Consider the following 13,519-nt stretch of genomic DNA (forward strand, 5'->3'; position numbering starts at 1 on the left):
GCCGGCGGCTGATGAATCCCGGCGCGGTCTTGAATTGCTTATCAGTAACTTGCCTAAGCGGTGAGTTCTCTGCTTCGTGACGCGAAGCCTCAGCCGCACGGTGTAGCATGCCGTGCCCTCCGAGCCGGACATCCGGGCTCGGCCTGTCATAAGGATGATGATGTCCTCTTACCGATCGGCTGCCTGCCTTCTTGCCGCGCTGCTTTCGACCAGCGTCCTCTCAGCCGGCGCCGCGCTCGCCCAGACCACGGTGACATCGGCCCCACCCGCCAGCTTCACGCTGCCCAACGGCATGCAGGTGGTGGTGATCCCGGACCACCGCACGCCCGTGGTCACGGAGATGATCTGGTACAAGGTCGGCTCGGCCGACGAGACGCCGGGCAAATCCGGGCTCGCGCATTTCCTCGAGCACCTCATGTTCAAGGGCACCTCTAAGCATCCGGTCGGCGAATTCTCCCAGACCGTGCTTCGCGTCGGCGGCAACGAGAACGCCTCGACCTCGGTCGATTACACCAACTACTACCAGCGGGTGCCGAAGGAGCAGCTGCCGACCATGATGGAGTTCGAGGCCGATCGCATGACAGGCCTGATCCTCAAGGACGAGAACGTGCTGCCAGAACGCGACGTGGTGCTCGAAGAGTACAACATGCGCGTCGCCAACAATCCCGAGGCGCGGCTCAACGAGCAGATCATGGCCGCGCTCTATCTCAACCATCCCTATGGCCGCCCGGTGATCGGCTGGCACCAGGAGATCGAGAAGCTCGATCGCGAGGACGCGCTGGCCTTCTACCGCCGCTTCTACGCGCCGAACAACGCGATCCTGGTGATCGCCGGCGACGTCGAGGCCGCCGACATCCGTCCGCTGGTCGAGCGCAATTTCGGCGCCATCCCGGCCCAGCCCGCGATCCCCGCGCGCCGCGTCCGCCCGCAGGAGCCCGAGCCGGCCGCACCCCGCACCGTCACGCTGGCCGACCCGCGCGTCGAGCAGCCGAGCCTGCGCCGCAATTATCTGGCGCCGTCCGCAACGACGGCCGCAGCCGGCGAGAGCGCAGCCCTCGACGTGCTGGCACAGCTGATGGGCAGCGGCAGCAATTCCTATCTCTACCGCGCGCTCGTCGTCGACAAGCCGCTCGCGGTCTCCGCCAGCGCCAGCTATTCGAGCATCTCGCTCGACCCGACCCAGTTCGCGATCTCCGCCGCGCCGAAACCCGGCGTCAGCTTCGCCGAGGTCGAGCAGGTGATCGACGGCGTCATCGCCGACATCGCGCAGAACCCGATCCGCGCCGAGGATCTGGAGCGCGTGAAGACCCAGCTCATTGCCGAGGCGATCTACGCCCAGGACAATCAGGCCGTGCTGGCGCGCTGGTATGGCGGCGCGCTGACCACGGGCCTGTCGATCGAGGACATCAGGAGCTGGCCCGATCGCATTCGCGCGGTCACCGCCGAGCAGGTGCGCGCCGTCGCGCAGAAATGGCTCGAGAAGAAGCGCTCGGTGACGGGCTACCTGATCAAGGACACCAGTGCCACCAAGCGCGAGGAGAAGCGTTCGTGACCTATCACTTCCTTCGCGCAAGACACTTCGTCCTCTCCCTCGCGACCGGGGCGGCGCTCGCCCTCGCCACGGTCGCGCCGTCGCAGGCGGCGGCAAAGATCCAGCGCCTGGTCTCGCCCGGCGGCATCGAGGCCTGGTTCGTGCAGGACGCCACCGTGCCGCTGATCGCCATGGAATATTCCTTTGCCGGCGGCTCGGCCCAGGATCCCAAGGACAAGTCGGGCGTCGCCAATCTGGTCGGCGACCTGCTCGATGAAGGCTCCGCCGATCTCGACTCCAAGACCTTCCACGAGCGGCTCGACCGCCGTGCCATCGAGCTCTCCTTCAGCGCCAGCCGCGACAGCTTCCGCGGCAGTCTGCGCATGCTGCGCGACAACAAGGACGAAGCCTTCGACCTGCTCAGGATGGCGTTGACCTCGCCGCATTTCGACACCGCCGATGTCGAGCGCATCCGCTCGCAAGTGATCTCAGGCCTGCGCCGCGAGACCACCAACCCGTCATCGCTGGCGAGCCGCAAGTTCCTGGAGGTCGCCTTCGGCGATCATCCGTACAGCCGGCAGAGCAACGGCTCGCTGGACAGCGTGCCGACCATCACGGTCGCCGACCTCAAGGACTATGTCGGCCGCGTGCTCGCCAGGGACGGGCTGAAGGTCGCTGTCGTCGGCGACGTCGATCCGGAGACGCTCGGCAAGCTGCTCGACCACACCTTCGGCAGCCTGCCCGCCAAGGCCAATCTCGTGCCGGTACCCGACGTCGACGCGATCAAGCCGCCGCAGCGCGCCTTCGTGCCGCTGGACGTGCCGCAAACCGTAATCACCTTCGGCGGCCCCGGCGTGAAGCGCAGCGACCCCAACTTCATGGCGGCCTATGTCGTCAACCACATCCTCGGCGGCGGCGGACTGTCCTCGCGGCTCTATCGCGAGGTTCGCGAGAAGCGAGGCCTGGCCTATTCCGTGTTCGAATCCCTGCTCTGGATGGAACATTCGGCGGTCTTCATCGGCAACACCGGCACCCGCGCCGACCGCGCCGGCGACACCATCGACGCCATCGAGAAGGAGGTGCGCCGCATCGCCGAGGAGGGCCCGACGCAGAAGGAGCTCGACGAGGCCAAGTCCTACCTCAAGGGCTCGCAGATGCTGGCGCTCGACACCTCATCCAAGCTGGCGCAGGCGCTGCTGCAGTACCAGCAGGACAAGCTGCCGATCGACTATATCGAAAGGCGCAATGCCATCGTCGACGCCGTGACCCTGGACGACGCCAAGGCCGCCGCCAAGCGGCTCTGGGGCCAGGGCCTGCTGACGGTCGTCGTCGGCCGCACCCCGCAGGCCGCCGCGCAGCCCGCGGCTACGGCGCCCAAGTCCAATTAGCAGTCGAACAGACCTCTTCTCTGTAGGCTTCCTGAAATGGCCGGGTTTGCCCCGGCCATTTGTGTTCGCTGGGAGCGCCATTGCTGAAGGCCGGTGTCCGCGGTATGTCCGGACATTACGAATGGTGCCATCATGCTGCGGATATCCCGCGATCTCGTCATCGACGAGGACGACATCGAGATCGGCTTCGTCCGCGCCTCCGGGCCGGGCGGGCAGAACGTCAACAAGGTCGCGACCTCCGCGCAACTCCGCTTCGACACGCGCAAGCTGACCTTGCCCGAGGATGCCGCGCTGCGCCTCGCCCGCATCGCCGGCCAGCGCATGACCAAGGACGGCGTCATCGTGATCCACGCCCAGCGCTTCCGCACCCAGGAGCGCAACCGCCAGGATGCCATCGACCGCCTCGTTGAAATCCTCGAAGAGGCCATGGTGCGACCAACGCCGCGGCGCGCCACGCGGCCGACCTTCGCCTCCAAGCAGCGCCGGCTCGAAGGCAAGAAGCGCCGCAGCGACGTCAAGGCGGGGCGCGGCGGCCGCTTCGACGATTAAAGCACGATCGGGAACGGTGCGAAGCGATTTTCCGAAAAATTCATGCGCAAACAACATCCTAAAGCGCGATGACCTTGCGGCCGGAGTTTTTTGCCGCCGATTAAAGCGCGATGAGATTGGACGGCGCTTTCGCGGAATTGTGCTCCGCATATAAGGCAGCGCGGAACATGCGCCGCGTTGCCAGGGACGACGCGAGCTGAAATGTCCCCATTTCGGATGTGGGAAGCCTCGACCTTCCCAATGCATTTGTTGCCGCGCGGCATTAAACTGGGATATTCGCCAAGTGAGCCTCATGCCCGTCCGCCAGCTTCCAGAACAGGTCGTCAACCGCATCGCCGCCGGCGAGGTGGTCGAGCGGCCCGCGAGCGTGGTCAAGGAGTTGGTCGAGAACGCCCTCGATGCCGGGGCGAGCCGGATCGACGTCTTCACCGACGGCGGCGGCCGGCGCCGGATCGGCATCACCGACGACGGCAGCGGCATGACCGCGAAGGACCTGTCGCTCGCGGTCGAGCGCCATGCGACCTCCAAGCTCGACGACGAGGATTTGCTCCAGATCCGCACCCTCGGGTTCCGCGGCGAGGCGCTGCCTTCCATCGGCTCGGTCGCGCGGCTGTCGATCACGACGCGCCATGCCAGCGAGCCGCATGCCTGGGCGCTCGGCGTCGAAGGCGGCGAGAAGTCCGAGATCATGCCGGCGGCGCTGGCGCATGGCACGCGGGTCGAGGTCAACGATCTCTTCTATGCGACGCCGGCGCGGCTGAAGTTTTTGAAGACCGACCGCACCGAGGCGGAAGCCATCCGCGAGGTGGTGCGGCGCCTCGCGATGGCGCGGCCCGACGTCGCTTTCACACTCGCGGGCGAGGAGCGCGCGCCGGTGACCTGGGCTGCCGCGCTGCCCGGCGCCGCCGGGCGGCTGACGCGGCTCGGCGATATCCTCGGCGCGGAATTCCGCAGCCACGCCATCGAGGTCCATGCCGAGCGCGAGGGCATCGTCGTCGCCGGCTATGCCGCGGCTCCCGCGCTGACCAAGGCCAATGCGCTCGGGCAATATCTCTTCGTCAACGGCCGCCCGGTGCGCGACAAGCTGATCCTGGGGGCCGTGCGCGCGGCCTATTCCGACTATCTGCCGCGCGACCGCCATCCCGTGCTGGCGCTGTTCGTCACGCTCGATCCGCGCGAGGTCGACGCCAATGTGCATCCGGCCAAGACCGAGGTGCGCTTCCGCAATGCCGGCCTTGTGCGCGCCCTGATCGTGCACGGATTGAAGGACGCGCTGGCGCGCGAGGGCCGCCGCACCGCCGCCAACAACGGCGAGAGCGCGCTGTCCTCGTTCCGCCCCGCGTTCACGCCGCCGCGTCCGGCGAGCTGGGACTGGCTGGCCTCACCATCCGCCCCGGTCGCGCCGATGCCGTCCTTCGAAGGCGCCGCGGCGCCTGCCTTCACCGAGCGCGCGCAGGCCGCGTTCGATGTCGGCGCGCCCAGTGCCGATGTGCGGATCGAGACGCAGCCAGTGGCTGACCTCGTCGATCGCCCGCTCGGCGCGGCGCGCACCCAGATCCACGAGACCTACATCGTCTCGCAGACCCGCGACGGCCTCATCATCGTCGACCAGCACGCCGCCCATGAGCGCATCGTCTACGAGCGTCTGAAGGCCTCGCTCGCCGCAAACGGTGTGCAGCGGCAGATCCTCTTGATCCCCGAGATCGTCGAGATGGACGAGGCCACGGTGGAGCGGCTGCTGGAGCGCGTCGAGGAGCTGGCCTCGTTTGGGCTGGCAATCGAATCCTTCGGCCCCGGTGCGGTTGCGGTGCGCGAGACGCCGTCGCTGCTCGGCAAGACCAATGCGGGCGGCCTCTTGCGCGATCTCTCGGAGCACATGGCCGAATGGGACGAGGCTCTCCCTCTCGAACGCCGCCTGATGCACGTCGCCGCCACCATGGCCTGCCACGGCTCGGTCCGCGCCGGGCGCAGGCTGCGACCGGAAGAGATGAACGCCCTGCTTCGCGAGATGGAGGACACCCCGAACTCCGGCCAGTGCAATCACGGCCGGCCGACCTATGTCGAGCTGAAACTGAGCGACGTGGAGAAGCTGTTCGGGCGGAGGTGACGGTGCTGAAGGGTGGATTAGCCTCCGCGGCGCGACACAGCGGATTACGCTTCGCTAGTCGTCCGTTAAGAAGGCGAATTGAGCGGGGCGGGACGGCCGAACGTGCGCCATAGCTGGAGCAGGATGAGGCACAAGAGTTCTCTGAGCCAGGCGAGGATGCGGCGGAAGTTGTGGCCCACGGCTGAGAGGATGACGTTAGCCGCATCGCCGGCGCGGCCTTTGAGGTAGCAGCGGCCGAGGTGACCATCGGCCTTCAGGTGTCCGATGATGGGTTCGATGGCGGAGCGGCGGCGCAGCTCGCGCTTGATGACACCGAAGACGCCGCGCTTCTGGCCGGAGATGAAGATCCGTCGGGGATTTTGTGCGTCGTGGCCGCGGTATCCCTTGTCGACATAGGCCCGCTCGATCGCGCAGCCGGTGAGTGTCTCGGTGCGGTCGATGACGTCCCGCAAGGTGTGACCGTCGTACGGGTTATCGGGTAGCGCCCTGGCGTGCAGCACGAACAGGCCCCCGGGAGAACGGCGGTTGTTGGTGACGATGGAGGCTTTGACGCCGATCTATGGACCACGCCCGCGTTGCAAGAGGAATCGACAAAGGGATGAAGCGGTTTGCGCCAATCTATCCGGCTTCAATTTGGGGCTGTTGCCCCGAGCCATCATGGATATCCGCTCACTTCTGTCCTCAATAACTCGCCGGCCTCAAGAAGGGCCATGGAGTCGAACCAGGCTTCAGAAGTGTCGGTGGAACCGTTTCTCCATTCGTCCTTTCCGTCTCGCAAACCTCGGCGGGTTATTGTGCCTTCTGATCCCGACCTTGGATTTTCCTTTCCGGCCCTGTTTCTTATGCGGTGCGGCCCAGGAGGTTGGCGTCGTAGTCACGGCCCTTTGCGAGCATGCTCCAGGCCATGCGCGCAAGTTTTGCGGCCAGGGCAACAACCAAGACATTGGAGTGGAGCCGCTTCGACGCTGCCTCTAACCAGGCTGCGAAGCCATGCCGAGGCCAACTCTGACGCTGCAGAAGTACGGCTCTGGCACCTTGAATAAACAGCGTTCGCAGGTACCGATTACCGCGCCTCGATATGCGCCCGAGAATGGTTCGATCGCCGGTCGAGATTTGCTTTGGTACCAGACCAAGCCATGCTGCAAAGTCTCGGCCTTTATGGAAGGCATCACCGGTTCCGATGGCGGCGACCATCGCGCTTGAGATGATCGGCCCGACGCCGGGCGCACTCATTAGGCGGCGACAGTGTGGATCTTGATCAGCGAGTTCGTCGATTTCTTTCGTCATTGACGCGACCCGTCGGTCGAGATAGCGCCAGTCCTCGGCCAAGTCCTGAATGAGCTGGATCACGCGAGGCGATAAGTTGTCGTTTGGCGCTGAGAGAATCTGAGGAAGTGCCAGTCGGAGTGCTGCCGCTCCCTGCCGCACTGGTAGCCCTCGCTCAAGCAAAAAGCCCCGGATTTGATTGATGACCGCCGTTCTCTGCGTCACCAATCGACTGCGAACTCTGTGTAGTGCCTGTAAATCAAGTTGTTCGGCTGACTTCACTGGAACGAACCGCATTGTCGGCCGCTGAGCGGCCTCGGCGATCGCTTCAGCATCCCGAAAGTCATTCTTGTGACCCTTGAGGTATGGTTTGACGTACTGCGCCGGCAAGAGCCGTACTTGATGGCCTAATTTCTCGAGCCTGCGCCCCAGATGATGTGCGCCTGCACACGCCTCCATTCCGATCAGACAACGCGGAATATTGCCCAGCGACTGGTCAAGCTGATTTCTCGACCGCTTCTTGCGTAGCGTAATTGCGCCTGTGGCATCGAGACCGACGACGTGGAATGTGTTCTTCCCGAGATCGATGCCGATTGTGACAAGGTTCGTATTCGACATGGCTTGCGCTCCTGCTGCTGCCCCCCGCCGGGCTGCACGTTGCCGCTGAGAGCGGGCGTGGTCCATGCCATTAACTCGTAAGGCGCGGCTGCTTTGCCCTTGCCGATGCACTCCACCTCCGGGGCGTGGAAGGAATAAAGCTTGAAGCCGCGCTGGCGTTGCTGCTGCGAGCGGATCTGCGAGGCCCGGCTGAGCGGGAGGGCGAACGTGTTCTCAAGCACAGCCTGACCTTCGATCTTGCGGCGGATATCGCGGATGATCCGGCCCAGTCGGCTGCGCAGGATGCGCAACTGCCGCTGATGCCGCTTGAATTGCTTGGCATGGCCGTAGCGTCCCGCCATCATTGTCGCGGTTTTGGCAATGCGCAGATAGGACTGCCGCAGCTTGACCCCGTGCTTCCTCGCCAGACGGTTGAGCCCCTTGATCGCCGCGTGCAAGAGCTTGGCATCGGTCGGGAAGGTGATCGCCTTCGGCTGCACGGTGGTATCGACTGTGACCCGCTTGATGTCCTGGCTGCGTAACGCGCCGGCCTCGTGTGCCACCCGCAAGCTCTCGGCCAGCAACAGCTCCAGCTTGTCGCCGAGCCGCTTGCGCCAGTGGCTCAGGTCCGAGCGCTCGTGCGGGAATGCGTGCTGGAAGAACTCTTCGCCGGTGAAGTACTGTCGAGTGGGCCGAGGGAGTTTCACCCTCAGCCCCTCACAGAACCGGACGTGATACTCTCGCATCATCCGGCTCTTGTCACCCAACCGTTGCGTGACCAAGGCGCGTCCAGTGGACGAAGAAAGAGGGATTGCGCTTCGCAATGCTGTTCAGTCGCCGCAAGCTCCGTCCCCGGTGCCTTTTGAGCGACTTGTACTTCCGCCGGAGCCAAGCCCCGAGACGTTCATCAAAGTACGTGAACAGCTTCCACATTTCCGTTGGATAGAAACGCCCATAATACTGCCACCATCCTTGAAGGATCGGATTGAGTATTCGGGCTATATCCGCCAACGGAAGCGGCGCGTGCTGTGGCAGGCGCCAGCTCCTTATCCGCTCCCGCATGCGTTTGAGCGCCTGCAGGCCAACTGCGGGAAGGAAGCGCGTGAAGAGCTTTCCCCAACGGTTCTTCGCCCTACGGGGTCGGAAGGTGAAGCCAAGGAAGGTGAAGTGGATCTGCGGATGCGTCCCGCGTCGATTACTGTCTCTGCAATAAACCACTTGGGTCTTCTGCGGGTGCAGCGTCAGATGACAATCGGCCAATCTCATTTCCAGCGCTGCCTTCAGATGCTCGGCCTCCTGCCGTGTCCGGCAATGGCAGATTGCATCATCGGCATAGCGTTCGAACGGAATGCGCGGAAACGTCCGACGCATCCACGCATCGAAGCTATAATGCAGAAAAAGATTCGCCAGCAGCGGGCTTACCACTCCACCTTGCGGTGTTCCGGCTTCCCGTTTCTGGATGGTCCCATCAGGCATCTCTACCGGAGCCTTCAGCCATCGTTCGACGTACAGCAAAACCCAGGGCTCCTGGCAGTGCTTCCGAAGCGCTCTAACCAAAAGGGCATGATCGATCGTGTCGAAAAAGCCTTTGATGTCGAGGTCCAAAGCCCACTCATAGTCCCAGCATCGCTTGCGCGTTTGCTCGATCGCCTGATGCGCTGATTTTCCCGGCCGATAGCCATAGGAGTCAGGATCAAACACCCGATCCAACCCCGGTTCCAGATACTGCTTGACCACCATCTGTGCGACGCGGTCCGCGACCGTCGGGATGCCCAGAGGACGGATGCCGCCATTGGCCTTGGGAATCTCCACGCGCCTGACCGCAGGCGGGAGATAGCTTCCCGACGCCATGCGATTCCAGAGCTTGTAGAGGTTATTCCCAAGGTTATGCGCGAATTCGTCCAGGCTCTGGCCATCGACGCCCGCCGCCTTTCCATTCCCTGCCACCAGCTGGTAGGCCTCCCAGACCATACGCTTGGTGATCGGCAACGGTTTGTCCGGCGTCATGACGCTCCTCCCGACAAAGCCGGTTGGCGTCCGATGTCGGACAGGATAACGCAGCCCCTTCGCTCCATAGCCATTACAGCTACTTCAGCGCTACTACAGGCTCCTCCGCCCCTGTCTCGGGTTTTGGTGTTCTCCCTCGTGGTGTGCACCACTTGCGGATTTCCCTTAACACCCCGAGCCAGGTTCCCTCGTTCCGGATTGAAGCCTGTGATGAGATCATGCCGCCTATACACCGGCTGCCGCGTGGACCGTAAGCAGGTATCGCCCACACTCTTCCGAGCATCACTATCCCCATGCTCGTTTTGACAGCGCCTGGACCCATTTCGATGCGTCATCGGCGGTTCGCTTGCGCTCATCTTCTCATCACTCACCTGACGGCGTAGCCTGCCGCCTTTTCCCCAGCGCTCACCACCACGTCTCTTAAACGCAGCAGCCTGGAGTGGTTTGAAGCCTGCCCCTGCAGGCCGGCTCCGGGAGACCAACTCCCATCTTCAACACAGTTGTGCCGGCAGATACGCACCGGCTACGAGGCACACGGAAATATGGGTCGTGGACCCAGCGCTCGCACACCCCCTCATCGGACAGCCCGTAAATGTGCTTGAGCAGCAACAGCCCGATCATGAAGCGGCTCGCGATCCCGGGCCGACCATTCTCGCTATAGAGCGGCGCGATCTCGCCGTCGATCCAGTCCCAATCGACCTTGCCGGCGAGCTGAACCAGCTCGTGCTTCATATTGATGATTTGGTCCAGCCTGGCCCGGAACAGATCGCCCGATCCCGTCGTCCTGTGCTTCTTCGGTCGCATCGCCACCTCCGATGTGATGACGGAATCATGGTTGGCGATTCGACGGAATCTTGAGGGTTCTGTGAGGTCGCGTGGCAGGCGCGAGCCGCGCGCTCTGTGGTGCGTGCGACCTCATAGAAGCCGGATTGAACGAAGCTGCGGAGTTGTGGGCGCTATGGGAATAGTGCAGCGGGTGCGGCTGCGGGGAACGCTCGCCTGTGGTCGCCGCGCGTCCGCGAGTCATTCATCGGATGTGAGGGGCCCGATTGATCGGGCCAAGGGCGCGATCCAGCGAGCGATTTGCAGCGCTGGGATGCGCTACCGAACGATTGGCGGGGTGTTCGGTGACGAGCGCGGCCACGGCGACTTCGGACGTTGCCACCAAGAAGGTGATTACGGAAGGGGTGGATGGTACAGACGCTGGTCATGACGTATCACAATGAAACGGCTGGTCGCGCGCGCAGGCTCGCGGGACGATATCGACGCGCCGCATGGTGCCGCCACAATGCGGGCAGACGGGGATCTCGCATTTGGTGAGGGGATCGGCGCCGGCTTCTTGATCAGTCGGAGCGTTGCGGACAGCAAGGAGTTGACGGCAGAAAGCGATTTTATCGTTGCGTCCGCCATTGGCGAGGAAACCATAGTGGCGGATGCGGTGGAAGCTGTCCGGCAGGGTGTGCAGGAGAAAGCGACGAATGAACTCATCGGCCTTAAGCGTCATCACTTTGGTTTTACGATTCTGCCGATAGTCCTTCCAGGCAAAGCTCACCTTGCCGTCGGCAAGCGAGATCAGCCTACTGTTGGCGATGGCGACGCGATGCGTATAGCGGCCGAGATAAGCCAGCACCTGTTCGGGCCCACCGAATGGCGGCTTGGCATAGACGACCCAGTCGGTCCATCGAAGTTGAGCGAGGCGCTCGGCGAATGCGGCGGGATCGGCGAGACGGGCGAGATCGCCAAAGAAGCCCAACTGGCCAGCCGCGAAGGCAGCTTGCAGCTCTTGCAGAAACAGGCGGCGGAACAGCCTGGAGAGGACGCGCACCGGCAGGAAGAAGCCGGGCCGGCAAGCGACCCAGTGTGTGCCGTCGAGTGAAGGTCCACCACCAGGCACGACGCAGTGGATATGCGGATGGTGTTGCAGGGTTTGACCCCAAGTATGGAGGACGGCGGTCAGACCGAGCTGAGCGCCGAGATGCTTGGGGTCGGCCGCGATGGTGGTGAGCGTCTCGGCCGCGCAGCGGAACAGAATGGCATAGACCACCGCCTTGTTCTGGAAAGCAATCTCTCTGGCCGGCGCCGGCAAGGTGAAGACGACGTGGAAGTATGGCACGGGAAGGAGTTCGGATTGTCGCTCGGCAAGCCATTGCGCGCGCGCCGAGCCTTGGCACTTCGGGCAATGCCGATTGCGACAGGAGTTGTAGGCGATCCGGGTGGCACCGCAGTCGTCGCATTGCTCGATGTGGCCGCCAAGCACAGCCGTCCGGCATGCCGTGATCGCGCCCATGACGCGCCGCTCGACGCGACCCAGATGTCCGGCACGAGCTTGCCGAAACGCTTCGCCGTGGCGGCGGAAGATATCCGCCACTTCCAGAACTGGAGTCATCAGGTCCGCTCAGCCGGGCGGCACGACCTCCAGGCGGAGCCGGTCAAGCGGACTTGGCGTATTGCTGATGGTCTTTGTGGCGACTTGGGTATAGCGCGCCGTGCTCTGCAGACTGGCATGGCCGAGCAGCACCTGGATGATGCGCACGTCGGCCCCGTTCTCCAGGAGATGGGTCGCGAATGTGTGCCGCAGCGTATGCACTGTCACCGACTTGCTCAAGCCGGCCGCCGTACAGGCTGAACGGCAGGCGGCGTGCAGCACGTTAGGGACGAGCGGACGCTCGTCGTCGCGGCCGGGAAATAGCCATCGTTTGGGCCGAGTGAGCCGCCAATACGTCCGCAGAATCCTCAAAAGCTGCGGCGAGAGCATAACGTAACGGTCCTTGCCGCCCTTGCCGTGCTCGACCCGGATCAACATCCGCTGGCTATCAATGTCGACAACCTTCAAGAGGACCACTTCCGATACGCGCAAGCCTGCGGCATAGACGGTGGTCAGCGCGGTACGGCTCTTGAGGCTTGGGATTGCTTCCAGGAAGCGCACGACCTCGTCGGCGCTCAGCACCACCGGCAGTTTGCGCGGTTTACGCGCATAGGCGATGCGCTCCGGAACGGTGTCATGACCCAGCGTCACACCGTAGAAAAACCGCAGTGCGCAGACGATCTGGTTCAGCGCCGGCCAGGACATCCCCGTCGCAACCAGATGAACCTGGAAAGCACGGATATCCTCCAGGTCGAGGCGGTCAGGAGAACGACCGAAATATCGGCTCAACTTCGCTACGGCGTTGAGGTAGGATTGCTGCGTCGCCGGTGACAGATTGCGGACCGTCATGTCCTCGATCATGCGGCGGCGAAGTGGGCTGATCTCAGCCATCGGAAAACCTCCTGTCTAAAGGGTTGGGCTTCGAAAACCCGCAATCCTCTCAGACAGGAGGCAATCCTTGCTATGCCTCCCTACATGCCGCGCCAGCGGCTTCGTTCAATCCTGAAAATGAAATTGCAAGGTTCCGACGCCCGAAGCATCAAACCCCTGCAAACGCAAAACAGTCCACAACGACAAATGCGATTCTAGCTCAATCGCTTAGCCACTCTTCACGGACGACTCGCTAATGCGCCCTACGCAAGAACACGAACTCCGTATCGTCATACGCCCGCCGCTCCAGCTCCTCAAAGCCCTCCGGCGTCGCGAACTGCGCGGCCTTCGCCTCTTCCACCACCAGCAGCGCGCCGGACGTCAGCCAGCCGCCATCGCGCAAGGAGGCCAGCGCCTTCTCCGCAAAACCCTTGCCATAGGGCGGATCGAGGAACACCAGCGAGAACGGCTCGACGGGATGCGCAGGGCCGAGATCGGTGGCATCGCGGCGATAGACCTTCGTCACCCCGCCGAGGCCGAGCGACTCGACATTGTTCCGCAGCAGCGCGCGTGCCTCCGCACCGTTATCCACGAACAGCGTGAACTTCGCGCCGCGTGACGAGGCTTCGATGCCGAGCGCGCCGGTGCCGGCGAAGAGATCGAGCACGCGCGCATCCGCGATCGGATCGTCATAGGCATGCACGAGAATGTTGAACACGGACTCGCGCAAGCGGTCCGCCGTGGGGCGGATGTCGCGCGAGGACGGTGAGGCGAGATTGCGCCCCTTCAACCTGCCGCCGACGACGCGCACTACATTGCCCCCGCTGCAGCCACACGAA

The 13,519-nt window shown here is 63.7% G+C and carries 9 protein-coding genes and 3 pseudogenes; 4 read left to right on the forward strand and 8 right to left on the reverse strand.

The features are described from left to right. Positions 1-157: 157 nt before the first annotated feature. The 4 genes from ACNJYB_RS34915 to mutL all read left to right on the forward strand — a co-directional run bounded on the left by ACNJYB_RS34915 (position 158) and on the right by mutL (position 5,575). A complete protein-coding gene (locus ACNJYB_RS34915; RefSeq protein ID WP_439375717.1) occupies positions 158-1,552 on the forward strand; it encodes a M16 family metallopeptidase in 1,395 nt (464 codons plus the stop codon). Further along, positions 1,549-2,919, forward strand: a complete 1,371-nt coding sequence (locus ACNJYB_RS34920) for a M16 family metallopeptidase (RefSeq protein ID WP_439371151.1) — start codon at positions 1,549-1,551, stop codon at positions 2,917-2,919. Before ACNJYB_RS34915 ends, ACNJYB_RS34920 begins: the two co-directional genes overlap by 4 nt. 132 nt (positions 2,920-3,051) lie before the next feature. Beyond that, complete coding sequence (arfB, locus tag ACNJYB_RS34925; RefSeq protein WP_439371153.1) at positions 3,052-3,468, forward strand: alternative ribosome rescue aminoacyl-tRNA hydrolase ArfB; 417 nt, start codon at positions 3,052-3,054, stop codon at positions 3,466-3,468. Positions 3,469-3,760: 292 nt separating this feature from the next. After that, positions 3,761-5,575, forward strand: a complete 1,815-nt coding sequence (mutL, locus tag ACNJYB_RS34930) for a DNA mismatch repair endonuclease MutL (protein WP_439375718.1) — start codon at positions 3,761-3,763, stop codon at positions 5,573-5,575. Positions 5,576-5,640: 65 nt separating this feature from the next. Here mutL and ACNJYB_RS34935 read toward each other — a convergent pair. The 8 genes and pseudogenes from ACNJYB_RS34935 to rsmD all read right to left on the reverse strand — a co-directional run. Further along, positions 5,641-6,129: pseudogene (locus ACNJYB_RS34935) on the reverse strand (IS5/IS1182 family transposase); the annotation flags it as partial. Between the two features lie 286 nt (positions 6,130-6,415). Then, positions 6,416-7,459, reverse strand: coding sequence for an IS110 family transposase (locus tag ACNJYB_RS34940; protein ID WP_128944741.1), 1,044 nt, complete (start codon positions 7,457-7,459; stop codon positions 6,416-6,418). Between the two features lie 23 nt (positions 7,460-7,482). Next, a pseudogene (locus ACNJYB_RS34945) lies at positions 7,483-8,130 on the reverse strand (IS5/IS1182 family transposase); the annotation flags it as partial. A 67-nt stretch (positions 8,131-8,197) separates the two neighbouring features. After that, complete coding sequence (ltrA, locus tag ACNJYB_RS34950) at positions 8,198-9,445, reverse strand: group II intron reverse transcriptase/maturase (RefSeq protein WP_439368284.1); 1,248 nt, start codon at positions 9,443-9,445, stop codon at positions 8,198-8,200. 534 nt (positions 9,446-9,979) lie between these two features. Next, positions 9,980-10,249: pseudogene (locus tag ACNJYB_RS34955) on the reverse strand (transposase); the annotation flags it as partial. A 403-nt stretch (positions 10,250-10,652) separates the two neighbouring features. Next, the gene (locus ACNJYB_RS34960) at positions 10,653-11,834 is read right to left on the reverse strand and encodes an IS91 family transposase (protein WP_439375460.1); all 1,182 of its coding nucleotides are present in this window, start codon (positions 11,832-11,834) and stop codon (positions 10,653-10,655) included. A 6-nt stretch (positions 11,835-11,840) separates the two neighbouring features. Beyond that, positions 11,841-12,701 carry a tyrosine-type recombinase/integrase gene (locus ACNJYB_RS34965; RefSeq protein WP_439368084.1) on the reverse strand — a complete coding sequence of 287 codons (861 nt, stop codon included), beginning with the start codon at positions 12,699-12,701 and terminating at the stop codon, positions 11,841-11,843. Positions 12,702-12,933: 232 nt separating this feature from the next. After that, the gene (gene rsmD / locus ACNJYB_RS34970; protein WP_439371154.1) at positions 12,934-13,491 is read right to left on the reverse strand and encodes a 16S rRNA (guanine(966)-N(2))-methyltransferase RsmD; all 558 of its coding nucleotides are present in this window, start codon (positions 13,489-13,491) and stop codon (positions 12,934-12,936) included. Positions 13,492-13,519: the final 28 nt, after the last annotated feature.

This window comes from Bradyrhizobium sp. SMVTL-02, assembly GCF_051853005.1.
GTDB lineage: Bacteria > Pseudomonadota > Alphaproteobacteria > Rhizobiales > Xanthobacteraceae > Bradyrhizobium.